Genomic DNA, 12,472 nt, shown 5'->3' with positions numbered 1-12,472 from the left:
ATGCGGCTCTCGCACCAGGAACTCCGGGAGGTTCTCGTGTTTTGTCGACCCCTGCGCACCGTGGCCGCGATCGTCGGTGCCGCGGCCGCCGCCACCACGTTCGCGACTCCGGCCTCGGCGGCCGCCGCACCGTTGACCGAAGCCGCCGGCCCGGCCGCGCTGGCCGCCGCGCAGCACACGCTCGGCAGCGCCCTGGGCAGCACCTTCGGGCTGTCCTGGCTGGACACCACCACGGGCGGACTGGTCGTCGGCACCACCGACGCGGCCCGTTCGGCGCAGATCCGCGCCGCCGGGGCGACGCCGAAAGTGGTGCGCCACAGCGCGTCCGAGCTGAAGAACGTCCAGTCCACGCTGGATCGCAGAGCAGCCGGCGTGCCTGCCTCGGTCGCCGGCTGGTACGTCGACGCGCCGGCCAACGAGGTCGTCGTGAGCGTCGTGGGCGGCGATCCCGCCGGCGTCGCGTGGGCCACCGCGGGCGGTGCGCCGGTCCGGGTCGAGCGCGTCGCCCACGCGCCGCGGCCGTTGTGGGACGCCGTCGGCGGGCAGGGGCTCTACTTCAGCGGCGGCGCGTGTTCCGTCGGGTTCACCGCCTTCAACGACGACGACGTCCACTTCGTCATCACCGCGGGCCACTGCACGAACATCGGCGGCGCGGTGAGCGGCGTCGGCGGCCCGATCGGCAAGGTCGCGAAGTCGTCGTTCCCCGACAACGACTACGGCACCGTCAAGGTGACCAGCGACGCCGTCTCGACCCCGCCGCGGGTGGACCGCTACGAGGCCGGAACGGACGTGCGGATCGACGGCACGGACGTAGTCCCGGTCGGCGGCCGGATCTGCCGGTCCGGCATCACCACCCACTGGCAGTGCGGCCGCGTGATCGCCTTGGACCAGGCCGTGAACTACGGCAACGGCAACCTCGTGTACGGGCTCACCCAGACCGACGCCTGCGCCGAACCCGGTGACTCGGGCGGCTCCTTCGTCAGCCGTCCCACCGCCGGCTCGGGCACCAAACTGGTGCAGGCACAGGGAATGACGTCCGGTGGGTCCGGCGACTGCGAGGACGGCGGCGACACCTTCTTCCAGCCCGTGCAGGAGGTGCTGGACCGCTACGGCCTCACCCTCGAAACCAACTGACGCCCGCCGCCGGCTCGACGGCTTCGGTGGTCTCGGTGGTCTCAAAGGCCTCGGTGGTCTCCCGCAGGCCGCCGATGCCGAGCGAGTCGTCGGGCTCGGCCGCCGGCTCCGGCACTTCCTCCGCCGGGGCCGGCTCTTCCTCGGTCGCCGGGACCTCCTCGGGCGGGTCCTCCAGGAAGTCCGCCGTCGGCACGTAGAACAGCGCGCCGGTGTGGGGCGTCGAGAAGTCCAGGATGCGGTCGTGGTTCCCGGGCGGCGACCCGACGAACATGTTCTCCAGCATCCGCTCGATCACCACGGGCGACTTCGCGTAGCCGATGAAGTACGTGCCGAACTCGCCGTACGCCGGGCGGCCGAAGGGCATGTTGTCCCGCACGATGTCGAGCTCGTTGCCCTCGTCGTCGGTGATGACGTTGAGCGCGATGTGGGAGTCGGCGGGCTTTTCCGCGTCCGGAAGCTCCACATCGGACAGTTTGCGCCGCCCGATCACCAGCTCCTGCTCCTCGGTGGACAGCGCGTTCCACGCCGTCATGTCGTGCAGGTACTTCTGGACGACGACGTAGCTGCCGCCGTCGAAGGCACCGTCGTCGTCGACGTACACGGCTTCACGCGCGGCGTTGCCGGTCGGGTTCTCGGTGCCGTCGACGAAGCCCAGCACGTCACGCGCGTCGAAGTAACGGAAGCCCTGCACCTCGTCGACGACGGTGACCGCGCCGGCGAGCCGCGCCATGATCAGCGTCTCCAGCTCGAAGCACAGGTCCATCCGGTCGGCGCGGATGTGGAACAGCAGGTCGGCCTCGGTCGTCACGCTTTCGTGGCGGTCGCCCTTGAACACCGGCAGCTCGTGCAGCTCGGCCGGGCGCGGGCCGCCGTAGATCCGGTCCCACGCGGCCGAGCCGATGCCGACGAGACACGAAAGGCCGCCGGTGAGCGACCGGAACCCGACGGAACGCCGCAGTCCGGGCAGGTCCGGCAGGAAGTCCGCGACGACGCCCTCGGCGCCGCCGTCGATCCGCACGAGCAGGAAGGTCGCGGCGCGGGTGAGCGGTCCGGCGATCTCGTCGGGGTCACCCGGCGAGGCGGCTTTCGAAGGCATTCGCGACGATAGCATTCGCCCGGCAGGCGCCCGTTCCCTAGATTGGGGACATGACTTCCACCGCCGACAAGGCCAAGCGCCTGCAGGAGCTGCACGCCGCTCCGGAACTGCTGCTCGTCGTCAACGTCTGGGACGCGATCACCGCGAAGGTCGTCGCCGAGACGGCGGGCACCCAGGCCCTCGCCACCCCCAGCCACGGCATCGCCGCCTCCCGCGGCTACCCGGACGGCGAAAAGATCCCGCGCGACGAGATGATCGCCGAGGTCGCCCTGATCGTGCGGAACGCGGGCGACCTGCCGGTCACCGCCGACCTCGAGGCCGGTTACGGCGACCCGGGCGGCACCGTCGCCCGCGCCATCGAGGCCGGCGCCGTCGGCTGCAACCTCGAAGACCAGATGAAGCCGCTCGCCGACTCGGTCAAGGCGGTCGAAGCCGCCGTCGCGGCCGCGCAGTCGGTGGGCGTCGACTTCGTGCTCAACGCCCGCACCGACGCCTTCATCAAGATCGCCGACCAGGAGGAGGCCCTGAACGAGGCGATCACCCGCGGCCGCGCCTACCTCGAGGCGGGCGCGTCCAACTTCTTCGCCCCGGGCAAGCTCGACGAGACCCAGGTCGGCCGCCTGGTCGAGGCGCTCGGCGAGCGCAAGGTCAACATCATCGGCATCCCCGGCTCGATCCCGCTGGCCGCCGCCCAGAAGCTCGGCGTCTCCCGGGTTTCGTACGGCCCGTGGAGCCAGAACGTCGCCCTGACCGCGCTGGCCAAGCTGGCCGAGGACGTCTACGCCGGCGGCGGCCTGCCCGCCGACACCCGCAAGCTGAACTGACGCCGGCGCCACACACAATCTCTCGTTGTTTACAGTCACTGAAGTGATACGGTGACTGTAAACAACGAGAGGACGCTGCCGTGAGCGAGTTCGAGATCGTCCAGGAGTACCCGCACCCCCGCGACCGCGTGTGGCGGGCGCTGACCGACCCGGCGCTGGTCCCCCGGTGGACCTCCACCGGGCAGGGCGGCCGCCCCGAAGGGTTCGTCCCCGAGGCCGGCACGCGGTTCCGGTTCGTCGGCAAGCCCGTCCCGGGCTGGGACGGCGTCGTCCGCTGCGAGGTCCTCGCCGCCGACGCGCCCTCCCTGCTGCGCTTCACCTGGCGCAACAAGGAAACCGACGAACCGAGCTTCGTCACCTACCGCCTCGAGGACACCGCCGCGGGCACCCGCTTCACCTACTCGCACACCGGTTTCCGCGGGGTCGGCGGGCTGGTCATGTCCCGCCTGCTGCAGCGCGTCCGCCGCCGGATGCTGGCCGACGGCCTGCCGCCGGTGCTCGACGACCTCGGCGCCGCCGCCTGAGGCTCACGCCAGGTCCGGGATCAGGTCGCCGACCAGCCGGATGCTCTTCAGCACCTTGTCGTGCGGGATGCCGCCGATCTGCTGCAGGCACATCATCCGGTCGATGCCCAGGTCGGCGTAGGCGCGCAGCTTCTTGCGGCAGGTCTCCGGGCTGCCGACGATCAGCGAGTCCTGCGCGCTCAGCACCGTGAAGATCTCGTCGTCCGGCACGGACTCCCCCTGCAGGATCCGGGCGATCAGCAGGTTCGCCTCGGTCGGGCCGTCCTGCGCCTCGCCGCGCAGGAAGTCACCCGTGAGACCGCCGCCGTCCGGGGCCGCGACGAGCTCCTCCTGACGGGCGTTCAGGCGGACGAACTCGCTCGCCGCCTCGAAGAACGTCAACGCCGTCACGGTGTACCAGGCCGCGGCCGCGGCGGCGCCGTTGCGCATCGCCTCCTCGTCGGTGTCCGCGCAGTGAACGAAGGTGAAGAACCCGACCTGGTCGTTGACGAACGCGCCGGCCGGGTCGGTGCACCGCGCGGCCGCCGCCCGGTAGAGCTCGATCAGCCGGCCGGCGCGCTCCAGCGACTGCCACATCGTCGTGCCCAGCACCCCGACGCCGCGGCGCCCGGCCTCCTCGAACGACGCCGGGCTCGCGGCGGCCTGCCACAGCGGCGGATGGGGCCGCTGCAGGGGTTTCGGCCCGATCGCGACGTCGTCGACGCGGTAGGCAGCACCCTCGTGGGAGAACCGGTCGGAGGTCCACATCCGCGGCACCATCTCGAACGCCTCCTGCGTCTGGGCGCGGGCCTCGTCCGGCTCGATGCCGAACAATCGCCATTCCGGGATCGTCGAGCGGGTCAGCCCGAGCTCGACGCGGCCGCCGCTGAGGTGGTCGAGCGTCGCGGCGCGCTCGGCGACGCGGATCGGGTGGTTGAACCGGCCCGGCGCGAGCACCGCGGCGTGCCCGAGCCGGATCCGGCTGGTGCGCTGGGAAAGCGCCGCCAGCATCAGCTCCGGCGCGGACGACAGGCTGAACTCGCCCGCGCCGTGGTGCTCGACCTGCCACCAGCACCCGTAGCCCAGTTCGTCGGCGAGGACGGCCTGGTCGATCGCCTGGCGGAACCTGAGCTGCTCGTGGCCTTCGGGCCACGGCCGGGGGTTCTGGATCTCGTTGAACAGGTCGATCTGCATCCACGGCCTCCGTCGGGTCGGCTCCTCGAAGCACTGAGAAGTCAGTCCCGCAGAGCGACCGGGTCGTTACGCAGGTCGCACGTTCGGCGCAACGCTACGGGTTCCGCAGCCAGAACCCGCAGCGGTGGTCGGATCCGGTGTCGACGGGCGTGCTGCCCGCGGCGGTCAGGCTCAGGACCGTCGTCGACGTGGCGGTCCCGGGGACGCCACCCGGCGGGGTCCCGGTCCGGGCGAAGCCGCTCCAATAGCCGATCATCCGGTCGCCGAGCCCGGCCTGCGCGGCGTCGCCGAGCAGGTTCTTGCCGCCCAGGTCGAACAGGTAGGGCGTGTCGGTGGCGTGCGCGGCGCCCTGGGCCATGCCGGGCACGGTGACCTGGCTGACGTTGGGCGGGTGGGTCTCGGCGAACTCGTACGGGAACACCTTCGTCGAGCGGGCGAGAGCCTGGTTGCCCGCCAGGGTGGGACAGCTCCACGCCGAGTCGGTGACCACGGTCGACCACGCCTCGACGGCCGTCGGGTAGCGCTGGACCGGGTACTCCTGGAGGACGTTCACGGCGGCCGGGTCGCCGTAGGCCGTCCGCAGGAGGCCGGTGTAGGTCGCCTCGGTGATCGCGGACGGGTCGGCCATCGCCGCGCCGCCCAGGAACGACCGGGCCTCGTCGTGGTTGCCGCCCGAAAGCACCGGGACGCGGGCGATCCGGCCGGCGCGGACCGCGTCCGGCGGGTTTTCCGGCAGCAGATCGGTGCCGTAGGCCAGGTGGTCGGAGAACGCCGCGTTCACCGGCAGCAGCTTGTCGGCGGGCAGCTTTCGCAGGCAGGACAAGACATCCGCGCCGGTGCACCCGAGCTGGTTCGCGGCGGCGACGCCGTCGGCCTGGTCGGTGGCGAGCGACGTGTAGGGCGTCTGCGCCGACGTGCCGGGGAACAGCCCGCCCGCCGGCCAGTTCAGGAAGCAGGATCCGGACGAGATCGCGACACGCTCGACGAGCCCGGCGGCGCGCGGCGACGTCAGCAGCGCGCACGCCGACATGCCGCCCGCGGACTCGCCGAAAACGGTGAGGTTGCCCGGGTCGCCGCCGAAGGCCGCGGCGTTGTCCTTCGCCCACTTCGTGGCGGCGAGCTGGTCGGCGAAGCCGAAGTTCCCCGAGCCGGCGAGGCCGGGCAGCCCGAGGTAACCGAAGACGCCGAGGCGGTAGTTGACGGTCACCACGACGACGCGCCCGCGGGAGGCCAGGCGCTGGGCGTCGTAGTCGGCGCCGGATCCGCTGGTGTAGCCGCCGCCGTGCCACCACACCATGACCGGCAGCCGCTCGCCCGGCCGCTGGTCGCGCGGGGTCGTCACGTTGAGGAACAGGCAGTCCTCGGAGGTCCCGGCGGTCTGCGTGCCCTGGGAGCACCGGGCGCCCGGGTGGGTCGCGTCGGCGACGCCGTCCTGGGCCGGCGCGGGCTGCGGGGCACTCCAGCGCCGCTCCCCCGTCGGCGCGAGCGCGTACCGGACGCCGAGGAACTCCCGCGCCGAGGCGGTGGCCAGGCCGTGCACCTGGCCGCTGGTCGTGCCGACGGTCAGCGCCGGCTCTTCGGGTGCCGGGCTCGAACAAGCGGCCAGCACCAGCAGCGCGGCCAGGCCGCCGGCGATCCGGGTCAGGGCGGTCATCCGGTCTCCTTTCGGGTCGCCGCGTCGAACGTGCGGACCAGTTCGTCCCGTACCCGCGCGGCGGTTGCGGGCGTGCGGTCGGCGGTGACGCGGACCAGGGCGGCGTCGAGCGCGGCGCGGATGGTGCCGGCCATGATTTCGACGTCGAGGTCCCGGAACTCGCCGGCTTCGACGCCGGCGCGCAGCAGCGCACCGACGTCGTCCATCTCGGTGCGGTGGTGCGGTGTGCCGTCGCGCGCCTGCGCGGAGAAGACGGAGCTCAGCGCGGCGAAGTGCCGCGGGTAGGCGGCGTAGAACTCGACGCTGCCGCCGATGAAGGCGAGCAGGCTCGCCCTCGGCGACCCGGCTTCGACGACCCGCGGCCCCAGCTCGGCCCCGGCGAGCGTGCAGACCGTCCGGACGACCTCGGCGATCAGGTCCGCCCGGTCCCGGAAGTGGTAGGTGAGCACCCCGCGGCTGACGCCGGCCGCCCGCGCGATCCGGACGGTGGACGCGGCGGCGTACCCGTCACGGGCGAGCACGTCGATCGCCGCGTCCACCAGCTGCGCCCGGCGCGCGGTGTGAACGGCCGACTCGCTGCTCCGTTCGGGGGCCACACCGGGTGGTTGCCCGTGACGGCGGCTTTTAAACAGTCCTGTTCAGAGTGACGGCCTTCCGGCGCGAAATCCGTAGACCATCACCCGTTACGGTGAAAAATCCCAACACGCACCTCGTCTGATTGCGCAATGAGCCAGGACCTGTACCGCCTACTGGGCGACGGCGACAGTCTTTCGGGTACACCACGCCGCGGACTGATCATCCGAACGCCCTCGTCTGCGACACTTTGGAGCTAATGGCGGGGACGCAGCGTAGCGACCGCCGGAGGCGCAGGGTGGAGGACGGATGACCACGCACCACCGGCAAACGGGCTTGCGGACATGGACCCACCGCCCGCGGCACGCCCGCCGCTCGACGTTCGGCATCTCGCCGGTCCTGGTCGTCGCCGCGACGGTGCTGCTGCTCGCCGACACCGCCCTCGGCGTCACCGTGGTGATCCTCGCGTTCGCGACGCTGGGCGTGCTGTGGACGCTGCGGCTGCCGTTGCGCCGGGCGGCCCGCGACCTGGACGCGATCCTCACCGAAGAGCTGGGACCCCGGCACCGCCGCGGCGCGGTGTCGTTCGGCGAACTCGCTCCCGAGCCCCGCTGAGACTCGCGGTCCCCGCCTACCCTGGACGCCCGTTCCGGTGCACGACGCACACCGGCTCGACGAACTTCCGCAACGCCGCGGCGCCGTCCAGTTCGGCGAAGCCGCTTCCACGCCCCGCTGAACAGCTACCCCGGGCGCCCGTTCCAGTGCACGACACCCACCGGCTCGACGAACTTCCGCAGGTGCTGATCCTCGCCGCGCCCGTGCAGCGTGAACCGGAACACCGAACCGTCCGGCCAGGTCAGCGTCCGCTTCGCGAACCTCACCTCCGGCGCCTGCGGTTGCCTGGCCTGCCAGACGATCCGCGGCGGGGGCGCGTCGGCCGGGTCGACGAACGTCGAGCCCGTGTCCACCACCGCGACACCCCCCGGTGAGAACACGATCCACGGGCCCCTCAGCGACCGCAGGCTGTCGGCCGGTTCGAGGGCCAGCGCGTTCGCCGGGCCCGACACGGTGACCTCCCGCTGGAACGGCCGCCCGGCGGCGCCGCCGTTGGCCAGGAGGAAGACGTACATCACCGCGCGGCCGATGCCGCGCAGGATCGTCCAGAAGAACCGGCGGACGCGCCGCGTTCCCTCGACCGTGCCGTCCTCGCGCCGCCCCGGCACGTCGTAACCGAGGTCGGTGTCCCCGAGCCGCAGCACGATCACCGGCTCACGCCACTGGTCGCGCATCAGCGCCTCGACCCGTTCCCGGAACCCGGGACGCACCTGGGCGTCGGCCGACCAGCGCTCGACGCGGTCGCCGAACGCGGCCGCCCGCTCGTCTAGATGTCGAGGTCCTTGCGGGTGTCCTCCGGACTCCGGTCCCCGCCGATCTCGCTCTTGTCGAACCACGGTTCGTCCCCCTCGGGCGTGACAGCTTCCTTGCCTTCGGCGAAGGCACCCTTCGCCGCGCCGATGCCCGCCTTGACGCCCGCTCCGGCGAGCAGCGGGCCGGCGCCGGCCGCGCCGCCGAACATCGTCGTGAGCACCCGGTTGCTGGGCTGGAAGCCCTGGGCGACCGCGCCGAACCCGAACTTGGTCTGACCGGGCATCACGCCGATCCGCAGCTTGGTGGTGAAGTCCACGAGCTTCGTCGAGTACTTCGCCATGAACTCGATGAAGGTGTCGAGCAGCTTGCCGAACTTGCCCAGGTAACCGGTGACCTTCTTCAGGACGCTGGCGGCCTTGGCGATCGACGCGGTCATCGCGGCGGCGACCGAGCTGCCGAAGCTGATCACCGACGCGGCCAGCGCGGGCAGCCAGAGCGTGATCAGCCAGGACACCAGCTCGGTGATGATCCCCTTGATCACCTCTTCGATGACGACCATGACCATCGACCACATCTGCAGCACCTCGGCCACCGAACCGGCGGCCGAGCCGACACCGCGGATGCCCGAGGAGAAGTCGCCGAGCGCTTCCTTGGCGGCGTTGCCGGCGTCGTCCACCCACTCGGCCAGCGCCGTGTCGCCGGTCTTCTCGAAGTCCTCGGCGAGCGCGACGAAGCCCTGCGCGATGGTGACGAAGTTCTCCGACGCGTGCCCGATGGCCGGGCCGTCGCCGGTGACCTGGTGCAGCGCGTCCTGCAGCGGCTGGACCAGCTCGAGCAGCATGTTGAGGCCGTGGCTGACGAGCCAGCCGATCGGGTCCATGGCGAAGGTGACCATGTCGCCGGCGGCGGCCCCGACGAACTTCGCGCCGTCGCCGACCAGCGCGCCGCCCGCGGCGGCCAGCTCACCGACGTTGTCGGCCTGGGCCGCCTGCTGGGCGTGCTCGCCGATGGACTTGCCCGCCTTGTAGGCCGTGCCCGCCACCGGCACGTACCCGGCCGCGCGGTCGAGGTTCGCGCCCGTGCTTTCGTCGTAGGCCTGGACGTCCAGCGCGTCGGCGATGCTCTTGTGCTCGGTCATTTGCCCTGCTCCCCGACCGCGTCGATCTCCGCCTCGTACCGGCCGAACGTGATCACACCGGCGTCTTCCATGCCCTGGTACATCTCCGCGGCCTTGGTCAGCTTGGTGGTGAACCCGTCCACGCCGTCCTTCAGGTCGGTCAGCAGCGAGCGCAGTTCGCCGAGGCGGTCGGTGTAGCCCTGCTTCGCGAACAGGCCGATGAGCCCCCAGGCCTCGTCGGTCACGTCGGCGGCGTCGATCTTGGCACCGAACTTGTCCGCTTCCTGCTCGTAGAACGGCAGTTGCTTGGCGTACGCGGAGATCGCGCCGATGTTCGTCTGGATTCCTTCTGGCATCGCGGGAGCTCTCTCGGTCGGGGTCAGTCGCGGCGGAGGATCGTGTTCTCTTCGAAGTAGTCGTCGTCGCGCGGTGCGGGCCGGCGCCGGGGTGCGGGCTGGCTCGCCGGCGGCGCTTGCGGCTCCGACGCAGGGGGCTCGGCGACGGTTCCGAACGCTTCGGCCTGGGCCTCGCGCACCTGCTCCTGCGTGTTGACGCCCAGCGTGTCGCCGAAGGCGTCGTCCACGATCCCGGCCTGCTGCTGGACGGCCCCGGCCACGGCCTGGCGCAGCGTGGTCATGATGATCGTGGACAGGCGGCCCGCTTCGATGTGCATGGCGCCGGCGGCCAGCCGCAGGTCGGTGATCGCCCCGCCGGCCCCGGCCACGACGGTGACGTTGCCGTCCGGCGAGGTCACGGTGGTCTCGAGCTGGGCGATCCGCTCCTGCATGTCGCCGACCCCGGCGAACCGGGTCTCGGCCTGGCGGACCTTCGCCTGGAAGTTCTGGAACTGGGCGATCAGCTCGTCCATGTGCGCGGACATCGTGTCTCCCTTGCGCGGTCTGGTGACATCCGGACGCATGATGTCAGATCCGCGTCCGTTCTGAGCGGTTTTCGGAAGATCGCGCCCGGGTATCCGCCGGCTGCGGACCGTTCCGACGAGGAGGTACCGAGCCGATGTCCACCCGCATCATCGCGGTCACCATCGACTGCCACGACACCGAAGCGCTGGCCGCCTTCTGGCGCCACGCGCTCGGCTACCCGGAGACCGAGCACTGGCACGACGGCCACGGCCGCGTGTACGTCGAACTCCGCCGCGGAGACGAGGTCCCGGTGCTGTTCCAGCCCGTCGGCGAGGGCAAGCAGGTGAAGAACCGGGTGCACCTGGACATCGCGCCCACGGTCCGGGACCAGAAGGCCGAGATCGAACGGTTGGTGGAACTCGGCGCGCGAGTGCTGACGGACGACCCGGCGGAACGCTTCGTGGTCCTGGCCGATCCGGAGGGCAACGAGTTCTGCGTCCTGCCGCCGCGACCCTGATTTCCGCTGCGATGTGTAGCCGCCTCAGCACCGGGTAGCCGTAGAGCACCCCAGGAAAGGTGGACGATGAACGACAAGGCGGAACACAAGGCCGAAGAGCTCAAGGGCCGGGCCAAGGAAACGGTCGGCGACGCCACCGGGAACGAGCAGTGGCAGGCCGAGGGCAAGGCCGAGCAGGGCAAGGGTGCCCTCAAGCAGGCCGCCGACAAGGTCAAGGACGCCGTGACGGGTCACAAGGACTGATTTCACCGGGCCGAGGCCCGCGACGGCCGCCGCACTCCGGAGTGCGGCGGCCGTTTCACGTCCGGGTTATTCCCGGCGAGCACGGAAACTTCCCACTTTCCCACCCCCTGGCCACTCCGGCCCGGCCACCGGGAACCGGCGCACACTGGGGGTCACGGGCCAAGGGAAGGAAAGCCGGGATGGCAGCAGGAAACGGACCACGGATCGCCGTCGCGCTGGACGGTGCCGGGTGGCACCCCGCCGCGTGGCGGGAGCCGGACGCGCGGCCGGGCGAGCTGCTCACCGCCGGGTACTGGGCCGATCTGGTCCGCGAGGCCGAGACGGGCAAGCTGGACTTCGTCACCTTCGAGGACTCGCTCGCCCTGCAGACCGAGCAGTACCTCGACCGGCCCGGCGAGCGCACCGACATCGTCCAGGGCCGCCTCGACGCCGTGCTGATCGCCGCCCGCGTCGCGCCGCTGACCTCGCGCATCGGGCTCGTGCCGACCGCCGTCGTCACCCACACCGAGCCGTTCCACCTCTCCAAGGCGATCGCCACGCTCGACTACGTCAGCACCGGCCGCGCCGGCGTCCGCGTCCAGGTGGCCGGGCGGCCCGCCGACAACCGGCACTTCGGCCGGCGCGAGTTCGGCGAGTTCCGGCTCGAGGACTCGGCCACCCCGGACGTGCCGAGCCCGCTGTCCGACCTGTTCGACGAGGCCGCCGACTACGTCGAGGTGCTGCGCCGCCTCTGGGACAGCTGGGAGGACGACGCCGAGATCCGCGACGTCGCGACCGGCCGGTTCGTCGACCGGGAGAAGCTGCACTACATCGACTTCGAGGGCCGCTGGTTCAAGGTCAAGGGCCCGTCGATCACCCCGCGCCCGCCGCAGGGCCAGCCGCTGGTCACCGCGCTGGCGCACGCCGCGGTCCCCTACCGGCTCGCCGCCCGCTCGGCCGACGTCGTCTACGTGACGCCCTTCGACCGCACCCAGGCCGGAGAGATCGTCACCGCCGTCCGCGACGAGCAGGACCGGGCCGGGCGCGCCGGCGAGACGCTGCACGTGTTCGGTGACGTCGTCGTGTTCCTCGACGAGACCGAGCAGGCCGCGGCCGACCGCAAGGCGCGGCTCGACGAGCTGTCCGGCGCCGAATACACCTCGGACGCCCAGGTCTTCACCGGCACCCCCGCCGGCCTCGCCGACCTGCTGCTGGACTGGCAGGCGGCCGGGCTGTCGGGGTTCCGGCTGCGCCCGGGCGCGGTGCCGCACGACCTGACCGCGATCACCCGCGGCCTGGTCCCCGAACTGCAGGCCCGCGGCGCGTTCCGCACCGAGTACGAGGCGGGCACCCTGCGCGGGCTGCTCGGCCTCGCGAAGCCCGCCAACCGGTACGCGACCGCCTGAGGAG

General features: G+C 71.8%; 15 protein-coding genes. 7 read left to right on the top strand and 8 right to left on the bottom strand.

Annotated elements, in window-relative coordinates:
* Nucleotides 1–1,134 carry a S1 family peptidase gene (locus ACIOD2_RS45510; RefSeq protein WP_400551874.1) on the top strand — a complete coding sequence of 378 codons (1,134 nt, stop codon included), beginning with the start codon at nucleotides 1–3 and terminating at the stop codon, nucleotides 1,132–1,134.
* Here ACIOD2_RS45510 and ACIOD2_RS45505 read toward each other — a convergent pair.
* Nucleotides 1,115–2,230: a Dyp-type peroxidase gene (locus tag ACIOD2_RS45505; protein ID WP_400551872.1), complete on the bottom strand. Its 1,116-nt coding sequence runs from the start codon at nucleotides 2,228–2,230 to the stop codon at nucleotides 1,115–1,117. The two genes, ACIOD2_RS45510 and ACIOD2_RS45505, sit on opposite strands and share 20 nt — an antisense overlap.
* A gap of 50 nt (nucleotides 2,231–2,280) precedes the next feature.
* On the opposite strand from ACIOD2_RS45505, the gene ACIOD2_RS45500 reads away from it, so the two are divergent.
* A complete protein-coding gene (locus ACIOD2_RS45500; RefSeq protein WP_400551870.1) occupies nucleotides 2,281–3,054 on the top strand; it encodes an isocitrate lyase/phosphoenolpyruvate mutase family protein in 774 nt (257 codons plus the stop codon).
* An 80-nt stretch (nucleotides 3,055–3,134) separates the two neighbouring features.
* Nucleotides 3,135–3,578: an SRPBCC domain-containing protein gene (locus ACIOD2_RS45495; RefSeq protein ID WP_400551868.1), complete on the top strand. Its 444-nt coding sequence runs from the start codon at nucleotides 3,135–3,137 to the stop codon at nucleotides 3,576–3,578.
* Nucleotides 3,579–3,581: 3 nt separating this feature from the next.
* On the opposite strand, the gene ACIOD2_RS45490 is transcribed toward ACIOD2_RS45495, so the two are convergent.
* The 3 genes from ACIOD2_RS45490 to ACIOD2_RS45480 all read right to left on the bottom strand — a co-directional run bounded on the left by ACIOD2_RS45490 (nucleotide 3,582) and on the right by ACIOD2_RS45480 (nucleotide 7,001).
* The gene (locus ACIOD2_RS45490; RefSeq protein ID WP_400551866.1) at nucleotides 3,582–4,751 is read right to left on the bottom strand and encodes an LLM class flavin-dependent oxidoreductase; all 1,170 of its coding nucleotides are present in this window, start codon (nucleotides 4,749–4,751) and stop codon (nucleotides 3,582–3,584) included.
* A 94-nt stretch (nucleotides 4,752–4,845) separates the two neighbouring features.
* Nucleotides 4,846–6,405 carry a carboxylesterase/lipase family protein gene (locus ACIOD2_RS45485; protein ID WP_400551864.1) on the bottom strand — a complete coding sequence of 520 codons (1,560 nt, stop codon included), beginning with the start codon at nucleotides 6,403–6,405 and terminating at the stop codon, nucleotides 4,846–4,848.
* On the bottom strand, nucleotides 6,402–7,001 hold the full coding sequence (locus tag ACIOD2_RS45480; protein ID WP_400551862.1) for a TetR/AcrR family transcriptional regulator: 600 nt from the start codon (nucleotides 6,999–7,001) through the stop codon (nucleotides 6,402–6,404). Before ACIOD2_RS45480 ends, ACIOD2_RS45485 begins: the two co-directional genes overlap by 4 nt.
* 286 nt (nucleotides 7,002–7,287) lie before the next feature.
* Here ACIOD2_RS45480 and ACIOD2_RS45475 point away from each other — a divergent pair, with 286 nt between their 5' ends.
* Nucleotides 7,288–7,593 carry a hypothetical protein gene (locus ACIOD2_RS45475; protein ID WP_400551860.1) on the top strand — a complete coding sequence of 102 codons (306 nt, stop codon included), beginning with the start codon at nucleotides 7,288–7,290 and terminating at the stop codon, nucleotides 7,591–7,593.
* A 125-nt stretch (nucleotides 7,594–7,718) separates the two neighbouring features.
* Here ACIOD2_RS45475 and ACIOD2_RS45470 read toward each other — a convergent pair whose 3' ends face one another.
* From ACIOD2_RS45470 to ACIOD2_RS45455, 4 genes are all read right to left on the bottom strand, one after another.
* The gene (locus ACIOD2_RS45470; protein ID WP_400552077.1) at nucleotides 7,719–8,267 is read right to left on the bottom strand and encodes a hypothetical protein; all 549 of its coding nucleotides are present in this window, start codon (nucleotides 8,265–8,267) and stop codon (nucleotides 7,719–7,721) included.
* 92 nt (nucleotides 8,268–8,359) lie between these two features.
* Complete coding sequence (locus ACIOD2_RS45465; RefSeq protein ID WP_400551858.1) at nucleotides 8,360–9,484, bottom strand: hypothetical protein; 1,125 nt, start codon at nucleotides 9,482–9,484, stop codon at nucleotides 8,360–8,362.
* Nucleotides 9,481–9,819, bottom strand: a complete 339-nt coding sequence (locus ACIOD2_RS45460) for a hypothetical protein (RefSeq protein WP_400551856.1) — start codon at nucleotides 9,817–9,819, stop codon at nucleotides 9,481–9,483. Before ACIOD2_RS45460 ends, ACIOD2_RS45465 begins: the two co-directional genes overlap by 4 nt.
* Before the next feature lie 23 nt (nucleotides 9,820–9,842).
* Entirely contained in the window at nucleotides 9,843–10,343 is a 501-nt protein-coding gene (locus ACIOD2_RS45455) for a YbaB/EbfC family nucleoid-associated protein (protein WP_400551854.1), read from the bottom strand.
* A gap of 134 nt (nucleotides 10,344–10,477) precedes the next feature.
* Between ACIOD2_RS45455 and ACIOD2_RS45450 the strand changes: the two genes are divergently transcribed.
* The 3 genes from ACIOD2_RS45450 to ACIOD2_RS45440 all read left to right on the top strand — a co-directional run bounded on the left by ACIOD2_RS45450 (nucleotide 10,478) and on the right by ACIOD2_RS45440 (nucleotide 12,468).
* The gene (locus tag ACIOD2_RS45450) at nucleotides 10,478–10,840 is read left to right on the top strand and encodes a VOC family protein (RefSeq protein WP_400551852.1); all 363 of its coding nucleotides are present in this window, start codon (nucleotides 10,478–10,480) and stop codon (nucleotides 10,838–10,840) included.
* A 66-nt stretch (nucleotides 10,841–10,906) separates the two neighbouring features.
* On the top strand, nucleotides 10,907–11,083 hold the full coding sequence (locus ACIOD2_RS45445) for a CsbD family protein (RefSeq protein WP_328453738.1): 177 nt from the start codon (nucleotides 10,907–10,909) through the stop codon (nucleotides 11,081–11,083).
* Nucleotides 11,084–11,262: 179 nt separating this feature from the next.
* A complete protein-coding gene (locus tag ACIOD2_RS45440) occupies nucleotides 11,263–12,468 on the top strand; it encodes an LLM class flavin-dependent oxidoreductase (protein WP_400551849.1) in 1,206 nt (401 codons plus the stop codon).
* Nucleotides 12,469–12,472: the final 4 nt, after the last annotated feature.

It is taken from the genome of Amycolatopsis sp. NPDC088138 (assembly GCF_044741685.1).
Classification (GTDB): domain Bacteria; phylum Actinomycetota; class Actinomycetes; order Mycobacteriales; family Pseudonocardiaceae; genus Amycolatopsis.
Note: the sequence above shows the minus strand (reverse complement) of the source record. Positions and strands in the feature narration are given on the sequence as shown.